This window comes from Achromobacter sp. Marseille-Q4954 (genome assembly GCF_943737025.1).
Lineage (GTDB): Bacteria > Pseudomonadota > Gammaproteobacteria > Burkholderiales > Burkholderiaceae_B > Achromobacter > Achromobacter bronchisepticus_A.
The window spans coordinates 392676-417793 of record NZ_CALSFQ010000002.1; the positions used below are offsets into that span (position 1 = coordinate 392676).

The 25118-nt window shown below is 65.6% G+C and carries 23 protein-coding genes; 12 read left to right on the plus strand and 11 right to left on the minus strand.

The window, feature by feature from the left end; translation table 11 throughout:
• Positions 1-39 precede the first annotated feature (39 nt).
• From NGK62_RS19880 to NGK62_RS19895, 4 genes are read left to right on the plus strand one after another with little or no spacing between them, the layout of a single operon-like run.
• A complete protein-coding gene (locus tag NGK62_RS19880; RefSeq protein WP_054454041.1) occupies positions 40-891 on the plus strand; it encodes a branched-chain amino acid ABC transporter permease in 852 nt (283 codons plus the stop codon).
• Position 892: 1 nt separating this feature from the next.
• Positions 893-1882, plus strand: coding sequence for a branched-chain amino acid ABC transporter permease (locus tag NGK62_RS19885; RefSeq protein ID WP_251879964.1), 990 nt, complete (start codon positions 893-895; stop codon positions 1880-1882).
• Entirely contained in the window at positions 1863-2585 is a 723-nt protein-coding gene (locus NGK62_RS19890; protein WP_251879966.1) for an ABC transporter ATP-binding protein, read from the plus strand. Before NGK62_RS19885 ends, NGK62_RS19890 begins: the two co-directional genes overlap by 20 nt.
• Positions 2586-2589: 4 nt before the next feature.
• Positions 2590-3297 carry an ABC transporter ATP-binding protein gene (locus NGK62_RS19895; protein WP_059375749.1) on the plus strand — a complete coding sequence of 236 codons (708 nt, stop codon included), beginning with the start codon at positions 2590-2592 and terminating at the stop codon, positions 3295-3297.
• 57 nt (positions 3298-3354) lie between these two features.
• On the opposite strand, the gene NGK62_RS19900 is transcribed toward NGK62_RS19895, so the two are convergent.
• The 4 genes from NGK62_RS19900 to NGK62_RS19915 form a co-directional block, all read right to left on the minus strand.
• The gene (locus NGK62_RS19900) at positions 3355-4425 is read right to left on the minus strand and encodes a porin (RefSeq protein ID WP_059375752.1); all 1071 of its coding nucleotides are present in this window, start codon (positions 4423-4425) and stop codon (positions 3355-3357) included.
• Positions 4426-4751: 326 nt separating this feature from the next.
• On the minus strand, positions 4752-6053 hold the full coding sequence (locus tag NGK62_RS19905) for a TRAP transporter large permease (protein ID WP_059375756.1): 1302 nt from the start codon (positions 6051-6053) through the stop codon (positions 4752-4754).
• The gene (locus NGK62_RS19910) at positions 6046-6546 is read right to left on the minus strand and encodes a TRAP transporter small permease (protein ID WP_013394009.1); all 501 of its coding nucleotides are present in this window, start codon (positions 6544-6546) and stop codon (positions 6046-6048) included. Before NGK62_RS19910 ends, NGK62_RS19905 begins: the two co-directional genes overlap by 8 nt.
• Before the next feature lie 7 nt (positions 6547-6553).
• A complete protein-coding gene (locus tag NGK62_RS19915; protein ID WP_059375768.1) occupies positions 6554-7528 on the minus strand; it encodes a TRAP transporter substrate-binding protein in 975 nt (324 codons plus the stop codon).
• A 270-nt stretch (positions 7529-7798) separates the two neighbouring features.
• Here NGK62_RS19915 and nudC point away from each other — a divergent pair, with 270 nt between their 5' ends.
• From nudC to NGK62_RS19930, 3 genes are all read left to right on the plus strand, one after another.
• The gene (gene nudC, locus NGK62_RS19920) at positions 7799-8569 is read left to right on the plus strand and encodes an NAD(+) diphosphatase (RefSeq protein WP_118932038.1); all 771 of its coding nucleotides are present in this window, start codon (positions 7799-7801) and stop codon (positions 8567-8569) included.
• A 138-nt stretch (positions 8570-8707) separates the two neighbouring features.
• Positions 8708-9217 carry a winged helix DNA-binding protein gene (locus tag NGK62_RS19925; protein WP_059375770.1) on the plus strand — a complete coding sequence of 170 codons (510 nt, stop codon included), beginning with the start codon at positions 8708-8710 and terminating at the stop codon, positions 9215-9217.
• A gap of 60 nt (positions 9218-9277) precedes the next feature.
• Complete coding sequence (locus NGK62_RS19930; RefSeq protein WP_251879968.1) at positions 9278-12901, plus strand: hydantoinase B/oxoprolinase family protein; 3624 nt, start codon at positions 9278-9280, stop codon at positions 12899-12901.
• A 73-nt stretch (positions 12902-12974) separates the two neighbouring features.
• Here NGK62_RS19930 and NGK62_RS19935 read toward each other — a convergent pair whose 3' ends face one another.
• Positions 12975-14009 carry a C45 family autoproteolytic acyltransferase/hydrolase gene (locus NGK62_RS19935; protein ID WP_251879970.1) on the minus strand — a complete coding sequence of 345 codons (1035 nt, stop codon included), beginning with the start codon at positions 14007-14009 and terminating at the stop codon, positions 12975-12977.
• Between the two features lie 167 nt (positions 14010-14176).
• Here NGK62_RS19935 and glnH point away from each other — a divergent pair, with 167 nt between their 5' ends.
• The 3 genes from glnH to glnQ all read left to right on the plus strand — a co-directional run bounded on the left by glnH (position 14177) and on the right by glnQ (position 16454).
• Positions 14177-14929: a glutamine ABC transporter substrate-binding protein GlnH gene (gene glnH, locus NGK62_RS19940; protein WP_054454063.1), complete on the plus strand. Its 753-nt coding sequence runs from the start codon at positions 14177-14179 to the stop codon at positions 14927-14929.
• Between the two features lie 143 nt (positions 14930-15072).
• Positions 15073-15729, plus strand: coding sequence for a glutamine ABC transporter permease GlnP (glnP, locus tag NGK62_RS19945; protein ID WP_054454065.1), 657 nt, complete (start codon positions 15073-15075; stop codon positions 15727-15729).
• The gene (gene glnQ, locus NGK62_RS19950) at positions 15726-16454 is read left to right on the plus strand and encodes a glutamine ABC transporter ATP-binding protein GlnQ (RefSeq protein ID WP_059375777.1); all 729 of its coding nucleotides are present in this window, start codon (positions 15726-15728) and stop codon (positions 16452-16454) included. Before glnP ends, glnQ begins: the two co-directional genes overlap by 4 nt.
• Positions 16455-16501: 47 nt before the next feature.
• Here glnQ and NGK62_RS19955 read toward each other — a convergent pair whose 3' ends face one another.
• The 5 genes from NGK62_RS19955 to NGK62_RS19975 form a co-directional block, all read right to left on the minus strand.
• Positions 16502-18799: a RelA/SpoT family protein gene (locus tag NGK62_RS19955; protein ID WP_054454071.1), complete on the minus strand. Its 2298-nt coding sequence runs from the start codon at positions 18797-18799 to the stop codon at positions 16502-16504.
• Between the two features lie 21 nt (positions 18800-18820).
• Complete coding sequence (gene rpoZ, locus NGK62_RS19960) at positions 18821-19024, minus strand: DNA-directed RNA polymerase subunit omega (RefSeq protein WP_006219679.1); 204 nt, start codon at positions 19022-19024, stop codon at positions 18821-18823.
• A 44-nt stretch (positions 19025-19068) separates the two neighbouring features.
• Positions 19069-19701, minus strand: a complete 633-nt coding sequence (gene gmk / locus NGK62_RS19965; protein ID WP_251879972.1) for a guanylate kinase — start codon at positions 19699-19701, stop codon at positions 19069-19071.
• Positions 19702-19803: 102 nt separating this feature from the next.
• On the minus strand, positions 19804-20721 hold the full coding sequence (locus NGK62_RS19970; RefSeq protein WP_059375780.1) for a c-type cytochrome: 918 nt from the start codon (positions 20719-20721) through the stop codon (positions 19804-19806).
• The gene (locus NGK62_RS19975) at positions 20718-21422 is read right to left on the minus strand and encodes a c-type cytochrome (RefSeq protein WP_059375787.1); all 705 of its coding nucleotides are present in this window, start codon (positions 21420-21422) and stop codon (positions 20718-20720) included. Before NGK62_RS19975 ends, NGK62_RS19970 begins: the two co-directional genes overlap by 4 nt.
• Positions 21423-21755: 333 nt before the next feature.
• On the opposite strand from NGK62_RS19975, the gene NGK62_RS19980 reads away from it, so the two are divergent.
• Positions 21756-22526 (plus strand): SDR family oxidoreductase, encoded by a 771-nt coding sequence (locus tag NGK62_RS19980; RefSeq protein WP_059375790.1) that lies wholly within the window; start codon positions 21756-21758, stop codon positions 22524-22526.
• A gap of 102 nt (positions 22527-22628) precedes the next feature.
• Here NGK62_RS19980 and NGK62_RS19985 read toward each other — a convergent pair whose 3' ends face one another.
• Positions 22629-23228: a C40 family peptidase gene (locus tag NGK62_RS19985; RefSeq protein ID WP_059375793.1), complete on the minus strand. Its 600-nt coding sequence runs from the start codon at positions 23226-23228 to the stop codon at positions 22629-22631.
• Between the two features lie 309 nt (positions 23229-23537).
• On the opposite strand from NGK62_RS19985, the gene NGK62_RS19990 reads away from it, so the two are divergent.
• The gene (locus tag NGK62_RS19990) at positions 23538-25037 is read left to right on the plus strand and encodes an AMP nucleosidase (RefSeq protein WP_370127645.1); all 1500 of its coding nucleotides are present in this window, start codon (positions 23538-23540) and stop codon (positions 25035-25037) included.
• Positions 25038-25118: the final 81 nt, after the last annotated feature.

Consider the following 25118-nt stretch of genomic DNA (forward strand, 5'->3'; position numbering starts at 1 on the left):
GACGCGGCGGGCCGCGGGGCCCGCCGCGAGGAGCACTCCATGTTCGAAGCTCTCTCGGCAGGCCTGTTCAACGGCCTGATCTATGCCGCGGTGGCGGTGGGGCTGGCGCTGATCTGGGGCATCACCGACGTCATCAACTTCGCCCATGGCGAGTTCCTGATGCTGGGCATGTATGCCGCCTATTGGCTCTACACGCTGGGCCACATCGATCCCACGCTGTCGGCGCCGCTGGTGGCGGTCCTGCTCGCCTTCGTCGGCTTCCTGACTTATGCCCTCATCATCCGCCGCCTGCAAAAGGGGCCGGCGATGGCGGTCATCCTGGCCACCTTCGGCCTTGGGCTGGTGCTGCGCCAGATAGCCTTCATCGCCTTCAGCCCCGACTATCGCAGCCTGCCGGACACGCTGGTGTCGGGCAGCGTCACGGTTGCCGGCATCTCGCTGGGCCGACCCCAAGTGGTGACGGGCCTGATCGCGCTGGTGGTGGTGGTCGCGCTGTTCATCCTGGTGTACCGCACGCGCTGGGGCCATGCTCTGCAGGCGGTGGCGGAAGACCGCCAGGTGGCGGCGCTGGTGGGCATTTCGCCCGACCGGGTCAACGCCCAGGTCTGGATGCTGGGCAGCGCGGCGGTCGGCCTGGCCGGCGCCTTGCTGACCACCTTCTTCTATGTATTTCCCTCGGTGGGCACGGTGTTTGGCCTGCTGGCCTTCGTGGCGGTGTGCATGGGCGGCTTCGGGTCGTTGCCTGGCGCCTTCATCGCGGGGATCCTGATCGGCATCATCGAGGCCATGACCGGCTACTTCGTCGCCCCAGCGTTGAAGACCGTGAGCGTCTTCATCCTGTTCATCCTGGTTCTCTGGTATCGGCCGCGCGGCCTGTTCGGGCGGTGGTGAGATGAACAAGACAGACAAGATCGATACCGTGTCCGCCGGCGTGCCCAAATGGCCGGCCCTGGCCGCTGCCGTCGCGGCCATCCTGATGGCCCTGGTGCCGCTGGTGGTGAAGGATGCTTTCACCCTGCAGGTGCTGCTGCTGGCCATCATGTTCGGCGCGCTGGGCGCCTGCTGGAACCTGGTGGGCGGCTTCCTCGGGCGGATCTCCTTCGGCCATAGCGTGTTCGTGGGGGTAGGGGGCTACACCACCTTGCTGCTGCTGCACCATCTGAAGCTCACGCCGCTTTTGGGCATCCCGCTGGGCGGGGTGATCAGCGCCGCGCTGGCGTGGCTGGTGGGCGGACCCACCCTGCGGCTGTCCGGCCATTACTTCGCCATGGCCACCATCGCGCTGCTGCAGATCGGCCTGCTGCTGATGATCAACTGGGAATGGGCGGGCGGCGCGGTCGGCCTGGAGGCGCCCATCGGCGACGCCGCCTGGATGCTGCTGTTCCGCAGCAAGGTGCCGTACTACTGGATCGCGGTGGGGCTGGCCTTCCTGACCTTTTGCGCCACCTTCTTCCTGGTGCATTCCAAGACCGGCTTCTACTGGCGTGCCATCAACGGCGACGAGGCGGCCTCGCGCAGCCTGGGCGTGCCCGCGGACCGCTACAAGATGCTGGCATTCGTGATGTCGGCGGGCATGACCGGCGTATGGGGCGGCTTCTTTGCCATGTACGTGGGCTTCATCGACCCGGAATCCATGTTCAACCTGACGATGTCGGTGCAGGTCGTGCTGGTGACCATCCTGGGCGGGGTCGGCACGCTGATCGGCCCGTGGCTGGGCGCGGCGGTGCTGCTGCCGCTGTCCGAGGGCACGCGCGTGTTGTGGGGCAGTTCGGGCCTGGGCCTGGATCTGCTGATTTTCGGCCTGGCCATCTTGCTGGTCACGCTGTTCCTGCCGGGTGGGCTGGTGACATTGAGGAGGCGCCGTGGCTCTGCTGGACGTTAAGAACCTGACCAAGCAATTCGGCGGGCTGGTCGCGAACAAGGACATCTCGCTGTCGGTCGAGGCGGGCGAGATCGTTGCCATCATCGGCCCGAACGGAGCGGGCAAGAGCACCTTGTTCAACGGCCTGGTCGGGCATCATGAGCCCACCTCCGGCTCGGTGACTTTCGACGGCCAGTCGATGATAGGCCGGCGGCCCGAACAGGTAGCCGCCATGGGGCTGGTGCGCACTTACCAGATCCCGCGCAGCTTCGGGCAGATGACGGTGCTGGAGAACGCCATGGTCGGCGCGCTGCTGCGCCATCCGCGCCTGCAGGACGCGCGCCGCGAATCGGCCCGCGTGCTGGAACTGGTGGGCCTGGCCGAACGCGCCGACGTCAGGGCGGCCGAGCTCAATGTGGCGGGACAGAAGCGGGTCGAACTGGCCCGGGCGCTGGCCACCGAGCCGCGCATGCTGCTGCTCGACGAAGTGGCGGGCGGACTGAACCCGGCCGAGGCCATCGCCCTGGCCGAGATCCTGCGCGGCATCCACGCGTCGGGCGTCACGCTCATCATCGTGGAGCATGTGCTGGAGGTGGTCATGCGGCTGGCGCACCGGGTGCTGGTGTTGAACTTCGGCCAGATGATCGCCGAGGGGGCGCCGCAGGAAATCGTGCGCAATCCGGCCGTGATCGAAGCCTATCTGGGGAGAAGGCACCGTGCCTGATGCGATGCTGAAAGTGGAAGACCTGAGCGTGGCCTACGGCGGCGTGCAGGCGGTGCGCGGCCTGTCGCTGGAGGTCAGGCCGGGCGAGATCGCTGCGCTGCTGGGCGCCAACGGCGCGGGCAAGTCCAGCACCCTGATGGCGATCGTCGGCTCCGTCAAGCCCAAGAGCGGCCGGGTGATTTTCGAAGGCCGGGATATCACCGGCACGCCGCCGGACAGGCTGGTGACGCAGGGTATCTCGATGATTCCCGAGGGCGCGCGCGTGTTCGCGCGCCAGCCCGTGGAACAGAATCTGCGCCTGGGCGCGTACACCGTGCGCGATGAGCGCGTGTACGGGGAACGCCTGGAGCGCGTCTACACCCTGTTCCCGCGCCTGAAGGAACGTCGCACGCAGCTGGCCGGAACCATGTCGGGCGGCGAGCGCCAGATGCTGGCCATCGGCCGGGCGCTGATGAGCGGACCGCGCCTGCTCTTGATCGACGAGCCCAGCCTGGGCCTGTCGCCCTTGCTGGTGGAACAGGTATTCGACGCGCTGGCGGCCTTGAACCGCGATGACGGCCTGTCGGTCTTGCTGGTGGAGCAGAACATGGCCCAGGCGCTGGAAGTCGCGGCGCGCGCCTACGTGATGCAAAGCGGCAGGGTGGCGCTGTCGGGCGAAGCGGCGGAGCTGGCAGCCTCGGACGAGGTGCGCAAGGCCTATCTGGGGATGTAAGGAAGGGAGCGTGACGAAACTGCGCCGGACGCGCAAGGCGTCCGGCGCGGACAGTCATCAGAAGATGTGGCGGAAGCCCACTGCGGCGCCGAGCTGGCTGCTCTTGCCGGCGATTTCGCCGCTGGCGGCGTCGTTGACCTTGTTCCAGTCGACGGTGCCGTAGATCTGCGAGCGCTTGGACAGCGAGTACTCGGCCACGGCGACCAGCGCGTAGCGCTTGCCCTTGTCGCCGTCTTCGACCACGTTCTTGCTCTGGTCGTAGTAGGCGGCGCCGGTGATGGCCCAGCGCGGCGTGGCCTGCCAGGTGGCGCCGGCGAAGTAGCCATTGTCCTTGCGGTCCAGGCCGGGCGCCTGGTTGCCGCCCATCACGGCGTTGACCCAGCCGGTTTCGTCGCGGCCGTTGTAGTAGCCGGCGAAGACCTTGGCGCCGTCGAACTGATACGAGGCGTTCAGGTTCCAGACGCGCTGGCGCAGATCGGAATCCGTGCCATCGTAGGTCTGCTGGTAGGCTGCGCCCAGGCCCAGCTTGCCGACGGTGTAGCGCAGGCTGGCGCCGTACTGCTGGCCGGCCTTGTGGTCCTTGTAGTCGTCGCCGTTGGCCCAGGACAGCACGAACGCCAGGTCTCCAATGGTGTTGGAGTACTTGGTCATGTTGTTGGTGCGCACGCGCGACATGGCGGCGGGCAGCCAGGCGTTCTGGTCGTAGTTGCCGACGGTCAGCGGGTCGAAGTAGTCGGCCAGCAGGTCGAACATCGGGGTGTTCTGCAGACCCAGGGTCAGCGCGCCGATGTTGCCGCCGTCCAGGCCGATGTAGGCCAGGCGGCTGAAGGTCTTGGACGGATCCGAGCCGCGGCCGTTCTGCATGTTGAAGCCGTTTTCCAGGCGGAAGAAGGCGCGGTTGCCGTCGCCCAGGTCTTCGGAGCCGCGCAGGCCCCAACGGCTGTTGGATATGGCGCCGTTCTCCATCGACACGCGGCTGCCGTCTTGACCGACGCTGCCGGCGCTGGTGCTCAGGTAGCGGATGCTGACGTCGGCGATGCCGTACAGGGTGACGCTGGTTTCGGCGTGGGCCGCGCCGGCGGCCAGGCCCAGGCTTGCAAGGGCGAGGGATAGGGGAATGCGTTTCATGCTGGGGGCTCCTCCTGGGTAGCGCTATTTATTAGTGGCGCCGGGCTTTTGGCCCGGCTGTTCGCGCCTGGCGGATCGTCAGGCGCTGGGCCGTCGCACCGACGCTTACGGTAAGCGCGGGTCCGGGCGATAGCCGCATATGCACATATACGCCGTAATGTTGCAACGTAGCAGCGCCAGGGAATTCTAGAAAAACTGGGGCGTGAGCGGCACCTGTTGTTTTTTGGAGTTTTCCCTGGTTTACAACACGAAAAAACAGGGGGAGGCGAGACCGGAGGCCAAAAAAAACCCCGTTTCAGAAACGGGGTTTTCATGTCAGCACCGCGCTACAGCGTCATGTGCAGCGGCAGCCACGTCGCTATGCCGGGCACGGCATAGAGCAGCAGCACCGCCAGGATCATCAGGAAGAACATCGGCAGCGAGGCGCGCGCGATGTAGGGCAGTTCCCTGCCGCTCATGCCGGACAGAACGAACAGGTTGAACCCAACGGGCGGCGTGATTTGTGCCATTTCCACAACGAACACGATGAAGATGCCGAACCAGATCAGATCGATGCCGGCGGCCTGCACGGTGGGCAACAGCACGCCCATGGTCAGCACGACAATGGAGATGCCGTCCAGGAAGCAGCCCAGGACGATGAAGAACACCATCAGCGCCATGATGAGCCCGAACTGCGACAGGCCCAGCCCCCCGATCCATTCAGCCAGCGCGCGCGGCAGGCCGATATAGCCCATGGCCAGGGTCAGGAACTGCGCGCCCGCCAGGATCAGCGCGATCATGCAGTACAGCCGGGTGGCGCCCAGCAGCGATTGCATGAAGGCGGAGCGGTTCAGCGATCCCTGCAGCGCAGACAGGATCAGCGCGCCCACCACGCCGACCGCCGCCGCTTCCGTGGCGGTGGCGATGCCGGTATAGATGGAACCCAGCACCGCGCCGATCAGCAGCATCACCGGGATCAGATGGCGCGAACGCGACAGCTTTTCCAGCAGCGACAGGCCGGGGTCGGCCGCCGGCACCTGGCCGGGATTGCGGATCGCCCACCAGGCGATGTAGCCCATGAACAGCAGGGCCAGCAGGATGCCCGGCACGATGCCCGCGATGAACAGCTTGGCGATGGACACGTCCGCCGCCACGCCGTACACGATCATGATGATGGACGGCGGGATCAGCAGGCCCAGCGTGCCGGCGCCCGACAGCGTACCCAGGATCTTGTCCTCGGGATAGCCGCGGCGCGTCAGTTCCGGGATGGTCATCTTGCCGACCGTGGCGCAGGTCGCCGCGGACGAGCCCGAGACCGCCGCGAAGATCGCGCAGCCGATCACGTTGGTGTGCAGCAGCCGCCCGGGCAGGCGGTTGAGCCAGGGGGCGAGTCCCTTGAACAGGTCTTCGGACAGCCGCGTGCGGAACAGGATTTCGCCCATCCACAGGAAAAGCGGCAGGGCGGTCAGCGTCCAGCTGGAGGACGCGCCCCAGATGGTGACGGCCATGGCATCGCCCGCGGGCCGGCTGGAGAAGATCTCCATGCCGATCCAGGCGGTCCCCGCCAGGGTCAGGCCGACCCAGACTCCGCAGCCCAGGAGCGCGAAGATCGAGACGACCAATAGGGTGATGACGAGTAGTTCATTCATGGGTTTGCTGCGAAGTGGCGGCGGACAGGCCGCGTGAGCGTCGGATCAGCTCGTCGATCAGGGCGACCAGGAACAGCACCGTGCCCACGGCCATGCTGAGTTGCGGTATCCAGAGCGGCGTCGCGTCGTTGGACGTGGAGATGTCGTTGAACTGCCAGGAGTCGTAGGTCAGCTTGACGCTGAAGAACGCGAAGGCGGACGCGAGCAGGCAGCCGACCGCCAGGGCGAAGATATCCAGCTTGCGGCCTGCGGCGGGCTTGAGCGAATTGAGCAGCAGCGTCACGCGGATGTGTTCGCCGTGCTTGAACGTACTGGCAAGGGCGAGGAACCCGGCGGCGGCCATGAAATACCCGGCATAGGCGTCCGTGCCGGGTATGTTCATGCTGAGCTGGCGCGCGATGATCGCGGCCAGCACCGACACCAGGACGCCGATCGTGCACAGGCCGGCCAGCAGGCCGGCCGCGCCGTAAAGACCATCTAGAAAGCGGCGCATGGAAATATCACTGCTTCTTGTAGGCGTCGATCATGGCCTGGCCATCGGCGCCAGCCTTCTTCAGCCAGTCGTCCAGCATGCGCTTGCCGATCACGGACAGGCCTTCCTTCAGCTCGACCGTGGGCTGGATGGTTTCCATGCCGTTCTTGGCCAGTTCCGCCTGATACCACTTGTTCTTTTCCTGCGACAGCTTCCAGCCGCGCTCTTCGGCTTGCGCGCCGGCCTTCTTCAAGGCGGCCTGGGTCGCGGGGTCAAGCGCGTCGAACGCCTTCTTGTTGACGATGATGGCGTTCTTCGGCAGCCAGGCCTGGGTGTCGTAGAACTTCTTGATGTACTCGTAGGTCTTGGTGTCGTAGCCGGTGGAGGCCGAGGACATATAGGAATCGATCACGCCGGTGGCCATGGCCTGGGCCAGTTCAGCCTGCTGCACGGTAACGGGCTGCGCGCCGACCAGTTCGGCGATCTTGGCCGTCACCGGGCTGTAGGCGCGCCACTTCAGGCCCTTCATGTCGCTGATCTGCTTGATGTCCTTGTTGGCGAAGATGCCCTGGGGCGGCCAGGCCACCGCGTACAGCAGCGTCATGCCGTGCGCGTTGAGCTTCTTTTCGAGGAAGGGCTTCTGCGCTTGATAGAGTTTGAACGACGCGTCATAGCCGGTGGCCAGGAAGGGCAGGCCGTCCAGTTCGTAGATCGGATCTTCGTTCGCAAAGTTGGTCAGCAGGATCTCGCCGATCTGCGCCTGGTTGCCCTGCACCGCGCGCTTGATCTCGGGCGCTTTGTACAGCGAGGCGTTGTTGTGCAGCGTGATCTTCAGCTTGCCTTCGGACAGCGTGTCCACGTCCTTGACGAAGGTGGTCAGGTTTTCAACGTGGAAGTTGCTGGCCGGATAGGCGGTGGGCAGATCCCATTTCGTTTGAGCCTGGGCGCCGGCGCTGAACGCCAGGACGATGCTGCCTGCCAACAGGGAAATCTTCTTGTGCATGGGGTGGTCCTTCTTTGCGAATGGTGAAGCCGGGTTGTGCCCGATAGGCATTGCGAAAAAGAGAGCGCTGCGGCGATGACGCGCAGCTGAAAAGCCGTGCCATTCTATGTTGCTATGCGGCGGCGGGGCGCGCGAAATCGCGTCTTTACGGGTTATTCCTAACAGGCGTGCGCAGCGTCGATCATTGAAGGTTCAATCTTTGCGCAAACGCATTGCGGCAGCCGTTTTTCTTCTAACATTGCGTATCGAATGCATGGTGCCGAGGCGTGTGTGAATTTCGTTTTCCGTCGTGATGAGTTGCTGGTTGAAGAGACGTCCGCCGTATTGCCGGATACCGCCTTGTGCGTGCAGATAGGCGTGGCGGCCGCGGCCTTGCAGCCGATCTGGGCCATGCCCGGCTCGCCCTGCCGCACGGTGCATGTCGAACCTGGCGTGGAACCGCCGCAGGGCTACGCCTTCAGGAAGCTGCGTTCGCTCTTTGGCGTGCTGGATGACGAACGCATGGCGCTGGCCGGACGCGCCTACCAGATCGCCGAATGGGCGCGCACGCACCGGTTCTGCGGCGTCTGCGGTACGCCGGCAGAGCGGGTGCCCACCGAATTCTGTCTGCGTTGCCCGTCCTGCGGCTTCTCGGCCTACCCGCGCATTTCGCCCGCCATGATGGTGCTGATCCGCAAGGGCGACAGCATCCTGCTGGCGCGCCACACCACCACCGCGACCTCGCGCTATACCGCGTTGGCCGGTTTCGTCGAGCCCGGCGAAAGCATCGAACAGACCATCCACCGCGAGGTCCATGAGGAGGTCGGCCTGAAGGTCGGCAACCTGCAGTATTTCGGCAGCCAGTCCTGGCCGTTTCCGCATTCGCTCATGGTCGCGTTCACGGCGGACTACGTGTCCGGCGACATACGCGTGCAGGAAGACGAGATCGCCGATGCGCGCTGGTTCGGTCCGGGCGATCCCATGCCCGAGATCGCGCCGCGGATTTCCATCGCGGGATGGTTGATCCGGGCGAACCTGCCCATGGGCTGGTCGGCGCCTTAAAACCGTCGTTTCGCTTGCAGTCTACTAGGGGTATTCCCTCGAAAGAGGGGATTTTTGGCGTCTCGTCCGTATTTTTTATTGATGAAATATAGATAAATTATTAGTATTTCGCTCATATAAACTCGGCTTGCGTCTTCCATGACCCCCACTTTGATTGCATCGTCGGCCCATTTGGCCGGCGGCAGCGCGCCTGACCTTTCCGAAGTGGAATTCGGTCTGATGATCGCCAGCCATGCCTTCGACCGCTGGACCGTGCGCTGCATGGCGGCGGCCGGGCTGCCCGATCTGACGCCCACCGACGTGATGGTCTTTCATCATGTCTATCACCGTGAGCGCCCCAAAAAGCTGGCCGACATCTGCTTCACGCTGAATGTCGAGGACACGCACATCGTCAGCTACGCGCTTAAGAAGCTGGACCGCCTGGGCGTGGTCAAGGGCGAGCGCAGCAGCAAGGAAGTCTTTTACAGCGTGACCCCGGAAGGCGCGGCCATACTCAAGCGCTATGCCGAGGTCCGCGAACAATGCCTGACCGCCGGCCTGGACGCGCCGGGCGGGGGCGGGCTGGACTACAGCCGCCAACTGGCGCATACGCTGCGCGCGTTGTCCGGCCTGTACGACCAGGCGGCCCGCGCGGCGACCTCTCTCTGATTCCGTTTACCCGTGCGCGGCCGCAGGCGCCGCGGCGACCCTTTGTTTGCAAGGACAGCTATGAAGTGGCAATTCTGGATTGACCGTGGGGGCACCTTTACCGACATCGTGGCGCGGCGCCCCGATGGCACGACCACCACGGCCAAGATGCTCTCGGAGAACCCCGAGCAGTATCGCGACGCGGCCGTGGCCGGCATCCGCAAGCTGCTGGGCATCGCGCCCGGCCAGCCCGTGCCCGCCAATCAGGTCGAGTGCGTGAAGATGGGTACTACCGTTGCCACCAACGCCTTGCTGGAACGCAAGGGCGAGCGCACCTTGCTGGTGACGACCCGGGGTTTCCGCGACGGCCTGCGCATTGCCTACCAAAACCGTCCGCGCCTGTTCGACCGCAACGTCGTCCTGCCCGAGATGCTCTACGAGTCCGTGGTGGAAGCGGACGAGCGCGTGGCCGCCGACGGCGAAGTGATCCGCGAGCTGGATCAGGACGCGCTGCGCGCGGCCATGCAGGCCGCTTACGACAGCGGCATCCGCGCCGTGGCCATCGTCTTCATGCACGCCTGGCATGCGCCCGAGCACGAGCGCATCGCGGCCCGCATCGCGCGTGAAGTGGGCTTCCCGCAGGTGTCGGCCTCGCACGAGGTCAGCCCGCTGATCAAGTTCGTGTCGCGTGGCGACACCACGGTGGTGGACGCCTATCTGTCGCCCATCCTGAAGCGCTATGTCGACCAGGTGGCCGGCGAACTGCCGGGCATCCGCCTCATGTTCATGCAATCCAGCGGCGGCTTGACCGACGCGCACCGTTTCCGCGGCAAGGATGCCATCCTGTCGGGTCCTGCCGGCGGCATCGTCGGCATGGTGCGCACCAGCGAGATCGCGGGCTTTCCCAAGGTCATCGGCTTCGACATGGGCGGGACCTCCACCGACGTGTCGCATTACGCGGGCGAATTCGAACGCGAATTCGAGACCCAGGTGGCCGGCGTGCGCATGCGCGCGCCCATGATGAGCATCCACACCGTGGCGGCGGGCGGCGGCTCGATCCTGCATTTCGACGGCGCGCGTCTGCGCGTGGGCCCCGATTCGGCCGGGGCCAACCCGGGTCCCGCCTGCTACCGCCGCGGCGGCCCGCTGGCGGTGACGGACTGCAACGTCCTTCTGGGCAAGATCCAACCCGACTTTTTCCCCAAGGTCTTCGGTCCCGAAGCCAATGAGCCGCTGGACCGCGAGGCGGTCGTGGCGCGCTTTACGGCCATGTCCGACGAAGTGCGTGCCGCCACCGGCCGCGAAATGAGTCCCGAACAGCTGGCCGAAGGCTTCCTGGAAATCGCCGTGGGCAACATGGCCGAAGCCATCAAGCGCATCTCGGTGCAGCGCGGCCATGACGTGACCGAGTACGCGCTGACCGTGTTCGGCGGCGCGGGTGGACAGCACGCCTGCCTGGTGGCCGATGCGCTGGGCATGACCACGGTGTTCGCGCACCCGCTGGGCGGCGTGCTGTCGGCCTACGGCATGGGCCTGGCCGACCAGACCGACATGCGCCAGAAGACGGTCGAGAAGGTGCTCGATGCCGAACTGATGCAGGCGTTGAAGGGCGAGCTCGACGAGCTGGCTGGCCAGGCGGTGGGCGAACTGCGCCGCCAGCATGTTGCCGAAAGCGACATCAGCGTGCAACGCCGCCTGCACCTTAAGTACCGCGGCACGGATACCTCGCTGGAAGTGGCGTACACCGACCTGGAACAGGCGCGCAAGGAATTCGAAGCGGCCTACCGCCTGCGCTATTCCTTCCTCATGCCCAACCGCGAACTGGTGGTGGAAACCATATCGGTCGAAGCCACGGGCGGCGGCGAACGCGTCGGCGAAGCCGCCAGCGCGCGCGTGCGCGACGGCGCGCTGGCTCCCAGCCGCGTCGTCAGCATGTACAGCGGCGGCGCCTGGCGCGATACGCCTCTGTACGTGCGCGAGGACATGGCGGGCGGCGACGTGGTGGCGGGACCCGCCATCATTTCCGAACCCAACCAGACCACGGTGGTCGAGGCCGGCTGGCAGGCCGAACTGACGGCGCAGGACCACTTCGTGATCCGTCGCGTGGAAGCGCGTCCGGAACGCCGCGCCATCGGCACGCAGGCCGACCCGGTCATGCTGGAGGTCTTCAACAACCTCTTCATGTCGATCGCCGAGCAGATGGGCTACCGCCTGCAGAACACGGCTTATTCGGTCAACATCAAGGAACGCCTGGACTTCTCCTGCGCGATCTTCGATGCGCAGGCCCGGCTGATCGCCAATGCCCCGCACATGCCGGTGCACCTGGGTTCCATGGGCGAATCGGTGCGCACGGTCATGCGCGCCAACGCCGGCAGCATGCAGCCTGGCGATGCCTATGTGGTTAACGATCCATATCACGGCGGCACGCACTTGCCCGACGTCACGGTCATCACGCCGGTGTTCGACCGCGAGGGGCGCGAGATCCTGTTCTACGTCGGTTCGCGCGGCCACCACGCCGACATTGGCGGCACCACGCCGGGTTCCATGCCGCCGGATTCCAAGACGGTGGAAGACGAGGGCGTGCTCTTTACCAACTTCCAGCTGGTCAAGAACGGCGAATTCCGCGAGGCCGCGGCGCGGGGCATCCTGGGCTCGGGCCGCTGGCCGGCGCGCAATCCGGACCAGAACATCGCCGATATGCACGCGCAGATTGCCGCCAATGAAAAGGGCGTGCAGGAGTTGCTGCGCATGTGCGACCACTTCGGCCTGGACGTGGTCCGCGCCTACATGGGACACGTGCAGGACAACGCCGAGGAAGCGGTGCGCCGCGTGATTTCGGTGTTGAAGGACGGCAGCTACGAGTACCCGCTGGACAACGGCGCGGTGATCCGCGTCGCCGTGAAGGTGGATACCGAGGCGCGCAGCGCCGTGGTGGATTTCACCGGCACGTCCAACCAGTTGGACAACAACTTCAACGCGCCGGGCGCCATCGCCGTGGCGGCGGTGCTGTACGTGTTCCGCACGCTGGTCAATGACGATATTCCGCTGAACGACGGCTGCCTCGTGCCGCTGTCCATCATCCTGCCGGAAGGCTCGATGCTGCGCCCGAATCCGCCGGCCTCGGTGGTGGCGGGCAACGTGGAAACCTCCATGTGCATCGTCAACGCGCTGTACGGCGCGCTGGGCGTGCTGGCCGCAAGCCAGGGCACGATGAACAACTTCACGTTCGGCAATGCGCGTCATCAGTACTACGAGACCATCTCGGGCGGCACGGGCGCGGGTCCGGTGCGCATCGACGCCGCGGGTCCCCGCGACGAAGGTTTCGCCGGCACCTCGCTGGTGCAGGCGCACATGACCAATTCGCGCCTGACGGACCCCGAAGTGCTGGAGTTCCGGTTCCCGGTGCGGTTGGAGTCCTACGAAATCCGCAAGGGCTCGGGCGGCGCCGGCCGCTACCCGGGCGGTGACGGCGGCGTGCGCCGCATCCGTTTCCTGGAGGACATGACGGCCGCCATCCTGTCGAACAACCGCCTGTATGCGCCGTTCGGCCTGGCGGGCGGGCAGCCCGGCACCATGGGCCGCAACTCGGTCGAACGCGCCGACGGGTCGGTCCAGGAGCTGGGTCCGCAGGACAGCGCCCAGTTGCGTCCGGGCGATATCTTCGTCGTCGAAACGCCGGGAGGCGGGGGCTACGGGGCGGCGTAATCCGTCCGCACGGAAACAAAACGGCCGCGTCAGTGATGACGCGGCCGTTTTGTTGATGGGTCACGCGGCTATCTCACTCCGCATCCGACATTACGTCCAGCGCGATCTCCGCCTTGGCCTTCCGGTCGTATACCCGCAAGGTCACTTCGCTTTCCCCAATTTCAAAGACGGCCGTCGCCAGCGTGTTCTCGTCATCCGGATCGTCCGGCGAGGTTCGCAGTATCGGCAGCTCGCCTTCGGTGTTATGCAAGGCGGCGAGCAGATCCGCGCTGGCGGTGGCGCTGGACCAGCCGTCCACGATGCCTTCGATGCGGTTTTGCCGTGCCCGCGACGAGTCGGTGACGATCTGCGCGATGCCCCCCATGTCGGCATGCACCATGTGATTGGCATGGCCGTAGCGCGTGCCGATTTCCAGGATGGAAACCTCGCCTGGCGCCACTTCCGCGCTAAGCAGGCGGGCGTCGCCGGCCGCGCCCAGCGTGTGGTGAAAGCCCCCGGAATGCGGCAGGTCGCGCATCAGGGCGAGCGCCTGGTCCAGCGTCGTGCAGTCGAGCACGGCGCGCGCCATCAGCATGCGCGGCACGCCCGGATGGCGCTGCCGGATGCGCAGGTTGTTGATGGTCTGCACCAGTCCGGCGCGATTGGCGCCGAAGGTATGGCCGGGCAGGGAGCCGGGATAGTAGAAGCTGAGGTAGCCGGGCGCGTCGTCCAGCGCCACGTCGACCAGATGGCAGCGCCCGCGCAGGTAGGGATCGCCGTCCTCGTTGTGCGCGATCCAGCGTGTGCCGTCGGCCGCTTTCAGCGCGACGGAGGTGCAGCCGTCGGTGGTGCTGTGCAGCAGGTCGCCGCGGCAGTTCCACAGCAGCACGTCCTCGATCGGCATGTGCAAGCCCTCGGCCATGCCTTCCAATTCTTCCCAGATCGCCGGCAGCGCGGCTTGCGCCTGCTGCGCCAACTCGTCCAGGAAGGCGTGGCCGCGCCATGGCCGCAGCGCGTCCCAGGTGCGGCTTTGGTCCAGGTAGGTCGCCATCAGGGGCCGCGCCAGCTTGCCCAGCGCGAGGCCGGTCTGATGCCGGTTTCCGGCAATGCGTACATGTTTGTAGGCCATGGGAATCCTCCGGGTGTCATGCGGATTGTAAATTTTCCGGCCGCTGCCGGGTGGGGACGTATGCGTTAAGATCGGCGGTAAGCCGTGCCGGAGACCCCGGCGCAGCCCAGGAATCATGCCCCTACAACAACCCCGGGGTGCCGACTGGTCCCCAAGAGGAGAGTTTCATGATCAAACGCAAAGTCGCCGCCGCACTGGTCGGCCTGTCCGTGGCCATGTTCGGCGCTGTCTCAGGCGCGCATGCCCAAGGCAAGGAATTGGTGGTGGCCACCGATACCGCTTTCGTGCCGTTCGAGTTCAAGCAGGGTAATACCTATGTGGGCTTCGACGTGGATCTGTGGGCGGCCATCGCCAAGGAACTCAACCTCAAGTACAAGCTGCAGCCGATGGACTTCGCGGGCATCATCCCGGGCCTGCAGACCAAGAACATCGATGCGGCGCTGGCCGGCATCACGATCCGCGATGACCGCAAGAAGGTCATCGACTTCTCCGATCCCTATTACGAAAGCGGCCTGGCCATCCTGGTCGGCGAAAAGAATACGGACATCAAGGACGCCAAGTCCCTGGCCGGCAAGACCGTCGCGGTCAAGACCGGCACCGCCACCGTGGACTTCCTGAAGGCGCAGGTGCCGGACGCGAAGCTCAAGCTGTTCCCCAACATCGACAACGCCTATCTGGAACTGGCCACCGGCCGCGTGGACGCCGCGGTGCACGATACGCCCAATGTCCAGTACTACGCCAATACCGCAGGCAAGGGACGCGTGAAGGTGGTCGGCTCGGTCAAGAGCGGCGACTTCTACGGCATCGCCTTCCCCAAGGGCAGCGATCTGGTGCCGCAGGTTAACAAGGCGCTGGCCACGCTGAAGGCCAACGGCCAGTACGACGCCATCTATACCAAGTGGTTCGGCAAGAAGCCCTGAGCATCCGGGTCCGCATTGCATTCCGGGACCGCCCGGCATCGGCCTGCACCGGCTGATGCCGGACGCTACGCCGCAGTCGGGCGCAGGGTCCCGCGCCGCTCCCGCCGCGCTACGGCGCGGCGCCGCGCCATAGGGGGAATATCGTGGAGTTTGACTGGACTGTAATCAGGGACGCGCTACCCAATCTGCTCGAGGGTACGCTGATGACCATCAAGATCACGTTCTGGGGCTTGTTCGGCGGCTTTCTGCTGGGCGCGCTGTCCGGCGTGACACGGGCTTACGGGCATCCCATCCTGTCGGCCATCGCACAGGTCTACGTTGCGGTCATCCGCGGCACGCCCATCGTTGTGCAGGTGATGTTCATCTATTTCGCCTTGCCGCTGCTGGCGAACATCCGGGTGGACGCGGAGTGGGCGGCGATCGTCACGCTCATCATCAATTCCGGCGCCTACATTTCCGAGATCGTGCGCGGCGCGCTGTTGTCCGTGCACAAGGGCCTGAAGGAAGCCGGACAGGCCATGGGGCTGCCGTTCCACAAGATCCTCTTCCACATCATCGGGCCGGTGGCGTTCCGCCGCATGATTCCGCCGCTGGGCAACCAGTGCATCATCAGCCTCAAGGATTCCTCGCTCTTCATCGTGATCGGCGTGGCCGAGCTGACGCGGCAGGGCCAGGAAATCATGGCCAGCAACTTCCGCGCCGTCGAGATCTGGTCGGCGGTGGCGATCGTCTACCTGATCCTGACCGGCCTGATGGCGCTGGGCCTGCATCTGATTGAAAGAAGGATGCGCATACTATGAGCATGGTTGAATTCCACAACGTCACCAAGAACTTCGGCGAGTCCATGGTGCTCAACGGCATTTCGTTGAACATCGACGCGGGTGAGGTCGTGGTGGTGGTCGGCCCGTCGGGCTCCGGCAAATCCACCTTCCTGCGCTGCATCAACGTGCTGGAAACCATCAATGGCGGCGACTTGCTGGTGGACGGACTGAGCGTGAACGGCGGGGCCGCGCAAGTGCGCGAGATCCGGCGCGAGGCGGGCATGGTGTTCCAGCAGTTCAATCTGTTCCCGCAGATGACCGCGCTGGAAAACGTCATGTTCGGCCCGATCCACACGCGCGGCCAGAGCCGCGCCGAGGCGCGTGAACTGGCCGAAAGCCTGCTGGCCAAGGTCGGTTTGGCCGAGCGCATGAACCACTATCCGTCCGAGCTTTCAGGCGGCCAGCAGCAGCGTGTGGCGATCGCGCGGGCGCTGGCCATCAAACCCAAGCTGATGCTGTTCGACGAGCCGACCTCGGCGCTGGATCCGGAGCTGCGTCACGAAGTGCTCAAGGTCATGCGCGACCTGGCCGAAGAGGGCATGACCATGGTGGTGGTCACGCATGAAATGGAGTTCGCGCGCAAGGTGGGCAGCCGCCTGATTTTCATCGACGCCGGCAAGATCGCCCATGACGGTCCGCCGGGCGAATTGCTCAGCAATCCGCCCAGCCAGCGGCTCAAGGATTTTCTGCAGCACGTGACCTGAGGTGCGCAGTGCAGGGCTGGCGTTTCAGCCCTGCACTGAAGAACGGCTCAACCCTTCACGCGCACGATCTTCTGCACTTGCGGCACGTGGCGGATGGCGCGGATGACTTGCGCCAGGTGCTTGCGGCTGTCGACCTGGATCGTCAGATGCAGCGACACCGTAGCGACCGCGTCGTCGTGCATGGTGACGTGCACGATGTTGGCGTCGGCCGCCGTGACCTCCGCCGCCAGCCGCCCCAATACCCCGCGCTCGTTTCGCGTGACGATGTCCAGGCGCGTGGCCAGGTGCTTGGCGGTGTTGTTGGGATCCCAGGCGACGTTGATCCAGCGTTCCGGCTCGCGCAGGCGCTGGCGCATGGCCACCGGGCAATCGGCGGTATGCACCACCAGCCCGTGTCCCATGCGCATGCCGGCGATGATGGGGTCGCCTGGCAGCGGACCGCAGCAAGGCGCCAATTGCACCGCCTGGCCTTCATTGCCCTGGATCAGGATGGGGGCGCTGCGCGCCGAGGTCAGCTCGTCCACCGCCGCGGCCGTGGTCGCGACCAGCTGGTGTTCGGGCGCGAAGCGGCGCGCCACCACGGCGGCCAGGCGCTTGCCCAGGCCGATGTCGGCCAGGATTTCCTCGCGCGAGCTGGCGCCGGTGCTGCGCGCCAGCTTCTGCCAGGCCGGGTCGTCGGTGGCGGGCAGGGGCATGTGCAGCTCCTGCAGCGCCTGTCCCAGCAGGCGTTCGCCAAAGGCCACGGACTCTTCGTACTTGACGGTGCGCAGGTAGTGGCGGATTTCAGAGCGGGCGCGGCCGGTGCGTACATAGTTGAGCCACTGCGCGTTCGGACGGGAAGCGGGGGAGGTGACGATTTCCACCGTGTCGCCGCTGTTGAGTTCGGTGCGCAACGGCACGAATTCGCCGTTGACCTTGGCGGCCACCGCCTGGTTGCCGATGTCGGTGTGGATCGCGTAGGCGAAGTCCACCGGCGTGGCGCCGCGGGGCAGCGAGATGATCTTGCCGCGCGGCGTGAATACATAGACCGCGTCGGGGAACAGATCGACCTTGACGTGCTCCAGGAATTCGCCGGAATCGCCGGTCTGGCTCTGGATGTCCAGCAGCGACTGCAGCCACTGGTGGGTGCGCTTCTGCAGGTCGTTGAGGGTGAGGTCCGCGCCCTTGTAGAGCCAGTGCGAGGCCACGCCTTCTTCCGCCACATGATGCATGTCGCGGGTACGGAACTGGAACTCCACCGGCGTGCCGTAGGGGCCGACCAGGGTCGTGTGCAGGGACTGGTAGCCGTTCACCTTGGGGATGGCGATGTAGTCCTTGAACTTGCCGGGTACGGGCCGGTAGAGCTGGTGCAGCGTGCCCAGTGCCAGGTAGCACTCGGGCAGGGTGTGCACGATGACGCGAAAGCCGTAGATGTCCAGGACGTCGGAGAACGACTTCTTCTGGTCGACCATCTTGCGGTAGATGCCGTAGAGCGTCTTCTCGCGGCCGGTGACCTCGGCTTCGATGCCTGCGGCGGGCAGCGAGGCCCGCACCGAATCGGCGATCTTGGTGATGACCTCGCGGCGGTTGCCGCGCGCGGCCAGCACCGCCTTGTACAGCACCTGGTAGCGGTTCGGGTACATGGCCGCGAAGCACAGGTCCTGCAATTCGCGGAACAGCAGGTTCAGGCCCAGGCGATGGGCGATCGGCGCGTAGATGTCCAGGGTTTCGCGCGCGATGCGGCGGCGCTTTTCCGGATTGACCGCGTCCAGCGTGCGCATGTTGTGCAGGCGGTCGGCCAGCTTGATGAGGATGACGCGCACGTCGCGCGCCATCGCCAGCAGCATCTTGCGGAAGCTCTCGGCCTGCTGTTCGGCCTTGGTGGCGAAGTCCAGGCGGTCGAGCTTGGACAGGCCGTCGACCAGTTCGGCGACTTCAGGGCCGAATTTCTCGGCCAATTCGTGCTTGGCGATGCCCTGGTCTTCCATCACGTCGTGCAGCAGGGCGGCTGACAACGCGTTGACGTCGAGCTTCCAGCCTGCGCAGATTTCCGTGACGGCGATGGGGTGAGAGATGTAGGGCGAACCGCTGGCGCGGAACTGGCCCAGATGCGCCTGGTCCGCGAAGCGATAGGCCTCGCGCACGCGCTCTACGTCTTTCTTGTCGAGATAGCTGCCGATGATTTCGGTCAGCGGCGCCAGCGAAGCGACCGGCGAGGCGGTCGCGTCCGCCGCTTCTTGCGCGGCGACGGACGGTGGCGTGGGGGGAGTCTTGTCTTTCTTGCCCGTGCGGCGCCCGAGACGGGAGCCGGCACGCAGTGCGGCAAGCAGACCTGATGAAGCGTACTTCAGCCCGGGAAAAGCCATGCTTGCCGCCCCCGGAAACGATCAGGTGGGTACTTTACGCAGCATTTCCACGCCGGTGAGGCCGCCCGCGATTTCGCGCAGGGCAGTGACCGTGGGCTTGTCTTTGCTGTCCAGGCGCGGGGCATGGCCTTGCGCCAACTCGCGGGCGCGGTACGTTGCGGCCAGCGTGAGCTTGAAACGATTGGGGATTTGATTCAGACAGTCTTCGACGGTAATGCGAGCCATTAGGACACCTGGTGCTGATGGAGGATGGGGAGAATGCGTTCGGCTCAGTGCTCGGCCGGGATGCCCAACTGCGAGAACAACTGGCTATGGCGGGCGGCCTGAGACGAAAAGCGCAGCCGGGCGGCGCTGACTATTTGAGTCAATTCCGACAAGGCCACGCTAAATTCTTGATTAATAATAACATATTCGCATTCAGGCGCGTGGGCGATTTCGCCGCCCGCCGCCATCAGGCGACGCGCGATCACCTGGGGTTCGTCCTGGCCGCGCGCCTTGAGCCGGCTTTCGAGTTCGTCAATGGACGGCGGCAGCACGAACACGCCGATCGCGCCGGGGAAGCGCTGCTTCACCTGGCGCGCGCCTTGCCAGTCGATCTCCAGCAGCACGTCGCGGCCGGCGCGGGTGGCTTCGTCGATGCGGTCTCGCGGCGTGCCGTAGAAATTGCCGTGCACTTCCGCCCATTCCAGCAGGTTGTTGCCTTCGCGCAGGAGCTTGAACTCGTCCGTGGACACGAAGCGGTACTCGCGGCCGTCTTCCTCGCCGGGGCGGGGCGCGCGGGTGGTGCAAGAGATGGAGAGCAGGATGGAGGGGTCTTGCTGAAGCAAGGCCTTGACCAGGCTGGACTTGCCGGCGCCGCTGGGCGCGACGACCATGAAGACGTTTCCGGGATTGGCGGACATGAATGTGGCGGGCGTGTGATGCTAAGACACGAAGAATAACAAATCACGCGGCCGGGCAGGGGGGAACCCGCAAGCCGGCCACGTGATTTGCGCCTGCCGGACTTAGCCGCCAGCCTTGGCGGCGGCCTGGGTCAGCTTGCCGCCGGCTGGCGGCGAGTCGCTGCCCAGCAGATGGCCGTTGACCTCGATACCGTATAGCGAATCGTCGGAGTCGTGGTACTTGGCCCGGGTCGCGGCCACAGACTCCGTGTAGCGCGGATCCTGCGGACGTTCGTGCGCGTTCATGAAGTAGGCCACGTCCCAGGCTTCCTGGTCGCTCAGCATGCCGGCCTGTCCGAGCGGCATGTTGGCCTTGATGAAGCCGGCGGCATTGCCGATCTGGTGCATGCCCGCGCCCCAGTTGAAGGAGTCCGCGCCCCACAGGGCGGGGAACACCCAGTGCTTGCCGTTCTTCTGGCCCTGGCCTTCGGCCCCGTGACAGACCGCGCAATACTGCGCGTAGACCTCGCTGCCGCGCAGGTAGTCCGCCTTCTTGGCGGGTGCGGGCAGCTTGCGATAGCCCTGGCCTTCCAGCACCACGCCGGTCGGCGCCTTGCTGGCCAGCCAGAACATGTAGGTCTGCAGCGCGGTCAGGGTGGGATCGTCCGCGGCGGGCGCCTTGCCGTTCATGCTGAAGCGGAAGCACCCTTGCAGGCGTTCGGCCAGGGTGTTGACGTGGCCGTTCTTGGCGCGATAGGCGGGGTAGAGCACATAGGCCGCCCACATCGGCGCGGAGTCCGGCCGGCGGCCGGCGTCCAGGTGGCAGCTGACGCAGTTCAGGTTGTTGCCGACGAACTTGGCGGCCTTTTGGGGCGTGTGCAGGAAGATCTGCTCGCCTTCGCGTACGGCTTTGCCGAAATCGTTATCGGGAATGGACGCGGCCGACGGCGGCGTGAAGGACGGGCGGGGTTCGGCCGCAAACGCGGCGGCGGATGCGAACAGACAGGCGGCGGACAGCAGGCGCAGGCTGATGGGGGTCATTGCTGGGCTCCCGCGGCGGTGTTGGCTTGCGCGGCAAGCTGGTCGGCGGCCTTGGGCAGGCCTGCGTAATAGGCGGACACGGCGTCGATCTCGGCGCTGGAGAGGCGCGTGGCCACGGCCGGCATCAGGCCCAGCGGACCCGGCGGGCGCTGGCCTTGCTGCCAGGCGCGCAGTTGGCCGGCGATGTAGGCGGCGGGCTGGCCCGCCAAGGCGGGGAAATTCGCGCCTACGCCGATACCGCCCGGCCCGTGGCATTGGTTGCAGGCCGGCACGTTCTTGTCCCAGGCGCCGCGCGTAGCCAGCCAGGCGCCGGTATCGGCCGGATTGGCCGGATGCATGGCGGTCGCGGCCAGTTTGTCGATGTCCTGCGCGGAGGGCAGGGAGGCGTAGTATTGCGCGACGGCCTTGCGCTGAGCCGGGTCCAGCGCCTTGGCGGTGGCGGCCATGACCGGGCTGACGCGCGAGCCATTGGCCATGGCTTCGAGCTGTTCTTCGAGGTAGGCGCTGCCCATGCCGGCGAGTTGCGGGAAGCCGGCAGCCGGGTTGCCTTCGCCACGGGCGCCGTGGCAGGTGATACAGGCGGGCGCGCCGTTGGCGCCCTGGGTGCTGATCTGCTTGCCGTCGGGCGCGCTTTGCGCACCGGCCGAGGCGGCGTGCAGCGCGCTCAGGATCAGTGCGGCGGATAGGGACCGTGGGGTCATAGAACCTGCTCCGTGGGTGTTATTGGATTTCTGGTAATAAGCTAATTGCCAGGAATTATATAAAGACTTGTGACGGATCAACACGGAATTGTCGACCCTATGGCATGCGTTGCGCGGTTTTTTTCTGCGAGAAAAAGCGGCCCGGGCGCGGATCCGCCGGTCGGGATCGCTTCAGGAAAAACGCGTCTTCCGGCGCGTTCGGCAGTTCGTCCATGCCGGGTAATTTTTGCTTGCGTGTGACGCGTTCGAATGTGTCACGGCTGGAACCTTCGCTTGCAGCATGGCCAGAATGATTGGGGTAGCATTCCGCCGATCGATAACAAGGAGAATCCGATGCAAGCGAACGAGATCGAACACCCGCGCGTGGCGCTGGTCACCGGCGCCGGTACCGGCATAGGCCGCGCGGTGGCGCTGGAATTCCTGGCGCAAGGTTATCGGGTCGTGCTGGCCGGCCGCCGCCGCGAACCGCTGGAAGCCACCCGCACCGCGGCCGGCGAGGACGGCGTGAGGGCGCTGGTGGTGCCCACTGATGTATCCGACGAGCAGGCCGTGCGTGAACTCTTCGACAGCGCGCAGCGTGAGTATGGCCGGCTGGATGTGCTGTTCAACAATGCCGGCCGCGGCGCGCCGGCGATGCCGATCGAAGAATTGCCCGTGTCGGTCTGGCGTGACGTGGTCGACACCAATCTGACCGGCATGTTCCTGTGCGCGCAAGCCGCCATCCGCGTGATGAAGGCGCAGAATCCGCGCGGCGGACGCATCATCAACAACGGTTCGATCTCGGCGCATGCGCCGCGTCCGTTCTCCATTGCCTACACCGCCACCAAGCACGCGGTGACCGGGCTGACCAAGTCGATTTCGCTGGACTGCCGGCCCTACAACATTGCTTGCGGCCAGATCGATATCGGCAATGCCGCCACCGACATGACCGAGCGCATGGCCGCAGGCATCTTGCAGGCCGACGGCAGCACCAAGGTGGAGCCGCGCATGGACGTGGCGCACGTGGCGCAGGCGGTGGCCGCCATGGCACGCCTGCCGCTGGAGGCCAACGTGCAGTTCATGACCATCATGGCGACCAATATGCCCTTCGTGGGCCGGGGCTGAAACGCGGCAAGCCTGCGGCGGCGCGTCCTGGATGGACTGGCCGCGGCAGGCTGTGGTGCCACCCCCCGGGGCGCGCCGGCAGCGCCGCCCCGATCATTTCCGTCAGCGGGCGGAAGCCTGGGCCAGCATCTGGCCCGGTTGCATATCCAGATAGCGCCGGGCGCCGACGTAGCGCTTGTTCCAGTACGAATTCTTCATTTCATCCACACGCACCTTGGTGCCGCGGCGCGGAGCGTGGACAAACTTGTTCTGGCCGATGTAGATGCCGACGTGCGAGGTCACGCCGCGGCCGCGCGTTGCGAAGAACACCAGGTCGCCGGGGCGCAATTCCTGTTTGTTGGCGACGGATTCGCCGGCGGTGCGTTGCGCGCGCGCCGTGCGGGGCAGCTCCAGGCCGGCGATTTCGCGGAAGACGTGCAGCACAAGTCCGCTGCAATCGAATCCGTCGGCATCGTCGCCGCCCCAGCTATAGGGGGTGCCGATGGCATCCAGGCCGGCTTGCACGACGCGGTCGCGCAGGGTGGGGACGGTGGGTTCCTGCGCCAGGCGCAGGCCGGTGAGCGAGGGGCGGGCCTGCTCGGAGCGGATGGACGCCTGGGCGGCGTCGGGAATCCAGGAGAGAGTCAGGGCGATGATGGGCGCTGACAGGAATACGGGAATGCGGAGTTGGGCAATTCGGGCTTTTCGCGTGGGCGGCGTCATTACGTCACTTCAAGAATCGGAGTGGGCGGCATGGCTTTGCCTGGACAGGCAAGCCGGCGGAAAGGGGCAACACCGGGACGTAAAACCCCGGACTGCCATGTGATTGTAATGGAATAATGTTTCATTACATTTGTAGTGCAATGCAGCATTCTTGTCGGCGGAAGTTACGGCGCGCGCAGCTTCCCGGGCCGTCGAATATGACACTTCATCTTGCGCGGGCTCGGGCATAATCGTCGCAATCGGCCCTGCGGCCCGGCAAGCCGGCAGCGGCCGCGGTTACAGATAAGATGAGAAGCGGAGTAAAGCTCGATGATGAACGCAGTGCACCCTTTGTCTTCCATGAGCCGGCCGGAAGCCTTGCCTTTCGAGCCGTTCCAGGATGCGGTGGCGGCAGTGGAGCGCCTGATCGAAATCTATGCGCGCAATACCGCATTCCTGCGCGCCGCCTTCCGTGAAGTGCTGAAAGGCTCGACCAACGGCCGCGAGCGCGCCCGCGCCTACTACCCGGCCATCCGCATCGTGGTGGAAACCTACGACCCGATCGATACCCGGCTGTCCTACGGCCACGTCGCCGAGCCGGGCATTTACCAGACCACCATCACCCAGCCCGCGCTGTTTCGCGACTACCTGATAGAGCAGGTCAGCCAGCTGCTGCAGAACCACCGCGTGGCGGTCGAAGTCGGCGAGTCCGATTCGCCCATTCCGCTGCATTTCGCCTTCCCGGAGGGCGCCTACGTCGAGGGCGAGCACCTGGAGGCGCTCAAGCGCCCCTTGCGCGACCTGTTCGACGTGCCCGACCTGGCGGTGACGGACGACGCCATCGTCAACGGTTCCTGGCGCGGCAAGGAGGGCGAACCCAAGCCGCTGGCGCCGTTCACGGCCCAGCGCGTGGACTATTCGCTGCACCGGCTGCAGCACTACACCTCGACCGCGCCGGCGCATTTCCAGAATTTCGTGCTGTTCACCAACTACCAGTTCTACGTCGACGAGTTCTGCGCCCGCGCCCGCGCGCTCATGGCCAGCGGCAACGAAGACTACGAAATGCTGGTGGAGCCAGGCAACCGCATTACGCGCCGCGGCGAAAGCGGCCCGGGCGACGAGGACCAGGCGGTCCGCCTGCCGCAGATGCCGGCCTATCACCTGGTGCGCGGCGACCATTCCGGCATCACGCTGGTGAACATCGGCGTGGGACCGTCCAACGCCAAGACCATTACCGACCACATCGCCGTGCTGCGCCCGCACGCCTGGCTGATGCTGGGCCACTGCGCCGGCCTGCGCGATTCGCAGCGCCTGGGCGACTACGTGCTGGCGCACGGCTATGTGCGCGAGGACCACGTGCTGGACGCCGACCTGCCGACCTGGGTGCCGGTTCCGGCGCTGGCCGAGGTGCAGGTGGCGCTGGAGCAGGCGGTCGAAGAGGTGGCGGGGCTGTCGGGTTGGGACCTCAAGCGCATCATGCGCACGGGCACGGTGGCCACCATCGACAACCGCAACTGGGAACTGCGCGATCATCTGGAATTGGTGGAGCGCTTTGCGCAGTCCCGCGCGATCGCGCTGGACATGGAGTCCGCCACCATCGCGGCCAACGGCTTCCGTTTCCGCGTGCCATACGGCACCTTGCTATGCGTGTCGGACAAGCCGCTGCACGGTGAGCTGAAGCTGCCCGGCATGGCCAGCGCCTTCTACCGCCGCCAGGTAAATCAGCATCTGGAAATCGGCATCCGCGCCCTGGAGCGGTTGCGCGACATGCCGCCGGAACGCCTGCATTCGCGCAAGCTGCGCACCTTCATGGAAACAGCGTTTCAATAGGTTCGTCGATCTGTCCCCGAGGCCGCCCGATTTCACCGGATGGGGCCTCTTGCGCTATTCTCGCCGGTTGCTTGGAAATTC

Bases quoted from the DNA above. Each gene is read 5' to 3' on its own strand.
- NGK62_RS19880 (WP_054454041.1), top strand. From the start codon at position 40: ATGTTCGAAGCTCTCTCGGCAGGCCTGTTCAACGGCCTGATCTATGCC.
- NGK62_RS19885 (WP_251879964.1), top strand. From the start codon at position 893: ATGAACAAGACAGACAAGATCGATACCGTGTCCGCCGGCGTGCCCAAA.
- NGK62_RS19895 (WP_059375749.1), top strand. From the start codon at position 2,590: ATGCTGAAAGTGGAAGACCTGAGCGTGGCCTACGGCGGCGTGCAGGCG.
- NGK62_RS19900 (WP_059375752.1), bottom strand. From the start codon at position 4,425: ATGAAACGCATTCCCCTATCCCTCGCCCTTGCAAGCCTGGGCCTGGCC.
- NGK62_RS19905 (WP_059375756.1), bottom strand. From the start codon at position 6,053: ATGAATGAACTACTCGTCATCACCCTATTGGTCGTCTCGATCTTCGCG.
- NGK62_RS19910 (WP_013394009.1), bottom strand. From the start codon at position 6,546: ATGCGCCGCTTTCTAGATGGTCTTTACGGCGCGGCCGGCCTGCTGGCC.
- NGK62_RS19915 (WP_059375768.1), bottom strand. From the start codon at position 7,528: ATGCACAAGAAGATTTCCCTGTTGGCAGGCAGCATCGTCCTGGCGTTC.
- NGK62_RS19925 (WP_059375770.1), top strand. From the start codon at position 8,708: ATGACCCCCACTTTGATTGCATCGTCGGCCCATTTGGCCGGCGGCAGC.
- NGK62_RS19930 (WP_251879968.1), top strand. From the start codon at position 9,278: ATGAAGTGGCAATTCTGGATTGACCGTGGGGGCACCTTTACCGACATC.
- NGK62_RS19935 (WP_251879970.1), bottom strand. From the start codon at position 14,009: ATGGCCTACAAACATGTACGCATTGCCGGAAACCGGCATCAGACCGGC.
- glnH (WP_054454063.1), top strand. From the start codon at position 14,177: ATGATCAAACGCAAAGTCGCCGCCGCACTGGTCGGCCTGTCCGTGGCC.
- glnQ (WP_059375777.1), top strand. From the start codon at position 15,726: ATGAGCATGGTTGAATTCCACAACGTCACCAAGAACTTCGGCGAGTCC.
- NGK62_RS19955 (WP_054454071.1), bottom strand. From the start codon at position 18,799: ATGGCTTTTCCCGGGCTGAAGTACGCTTCATCAGGTCTGCTTGCCGCA.
- rpoZ (WP_006219679.1), bottom strand. From the start codon at position 19,024: ATGGCTCGCATTACCGTCGAAGACTGTCTGAATCAAATCCCCAATCGT.
- gmk (WP_251879972.1), bottom strand. From the start codon at position 19,701: ATGTCCGCCAATCCCGGAAACGTCTTCATGGTCGTCGCGCCCAGCGGC.
- NGK62_RS19970 (WP_059375780.1), bottom strand. From the start codon at position 20,721: ATGACCCCCATCAGCCTGCGCCTGCTGTCCGCCGCCTGTCTGTTCGCA.
- NGK62_RS19975 (WP_059375787.1), bottom strand. From the start codon at position 21,422: ATGACCCCACGGTCCCTATCCGCCGCACTGATCCTGAGCGCGCTGCAC.
- NGK62_RS19980 (WP_059375790.1), top strand. From the start codon at position 21,756: ATGCAAGCGAACGAGATCGAACACCCGCGCGTGGCGCTGGTCACCGGC.
- NGK62_RS19985 (WP_059375793.1), bottom strand. From the start codon at position 23,228: ATGACGCCGCCCACGCGAAAAGCCCGAATTGCCCAACTCCGCATTCCC.
- NGK62_RS19990 (WP_370127645.1), top strand. From the start codon at position 23,538: ATGATGAACGCAGTGCACCCTTTGTCTTCCATGAGCCGGCCGGAAGCC.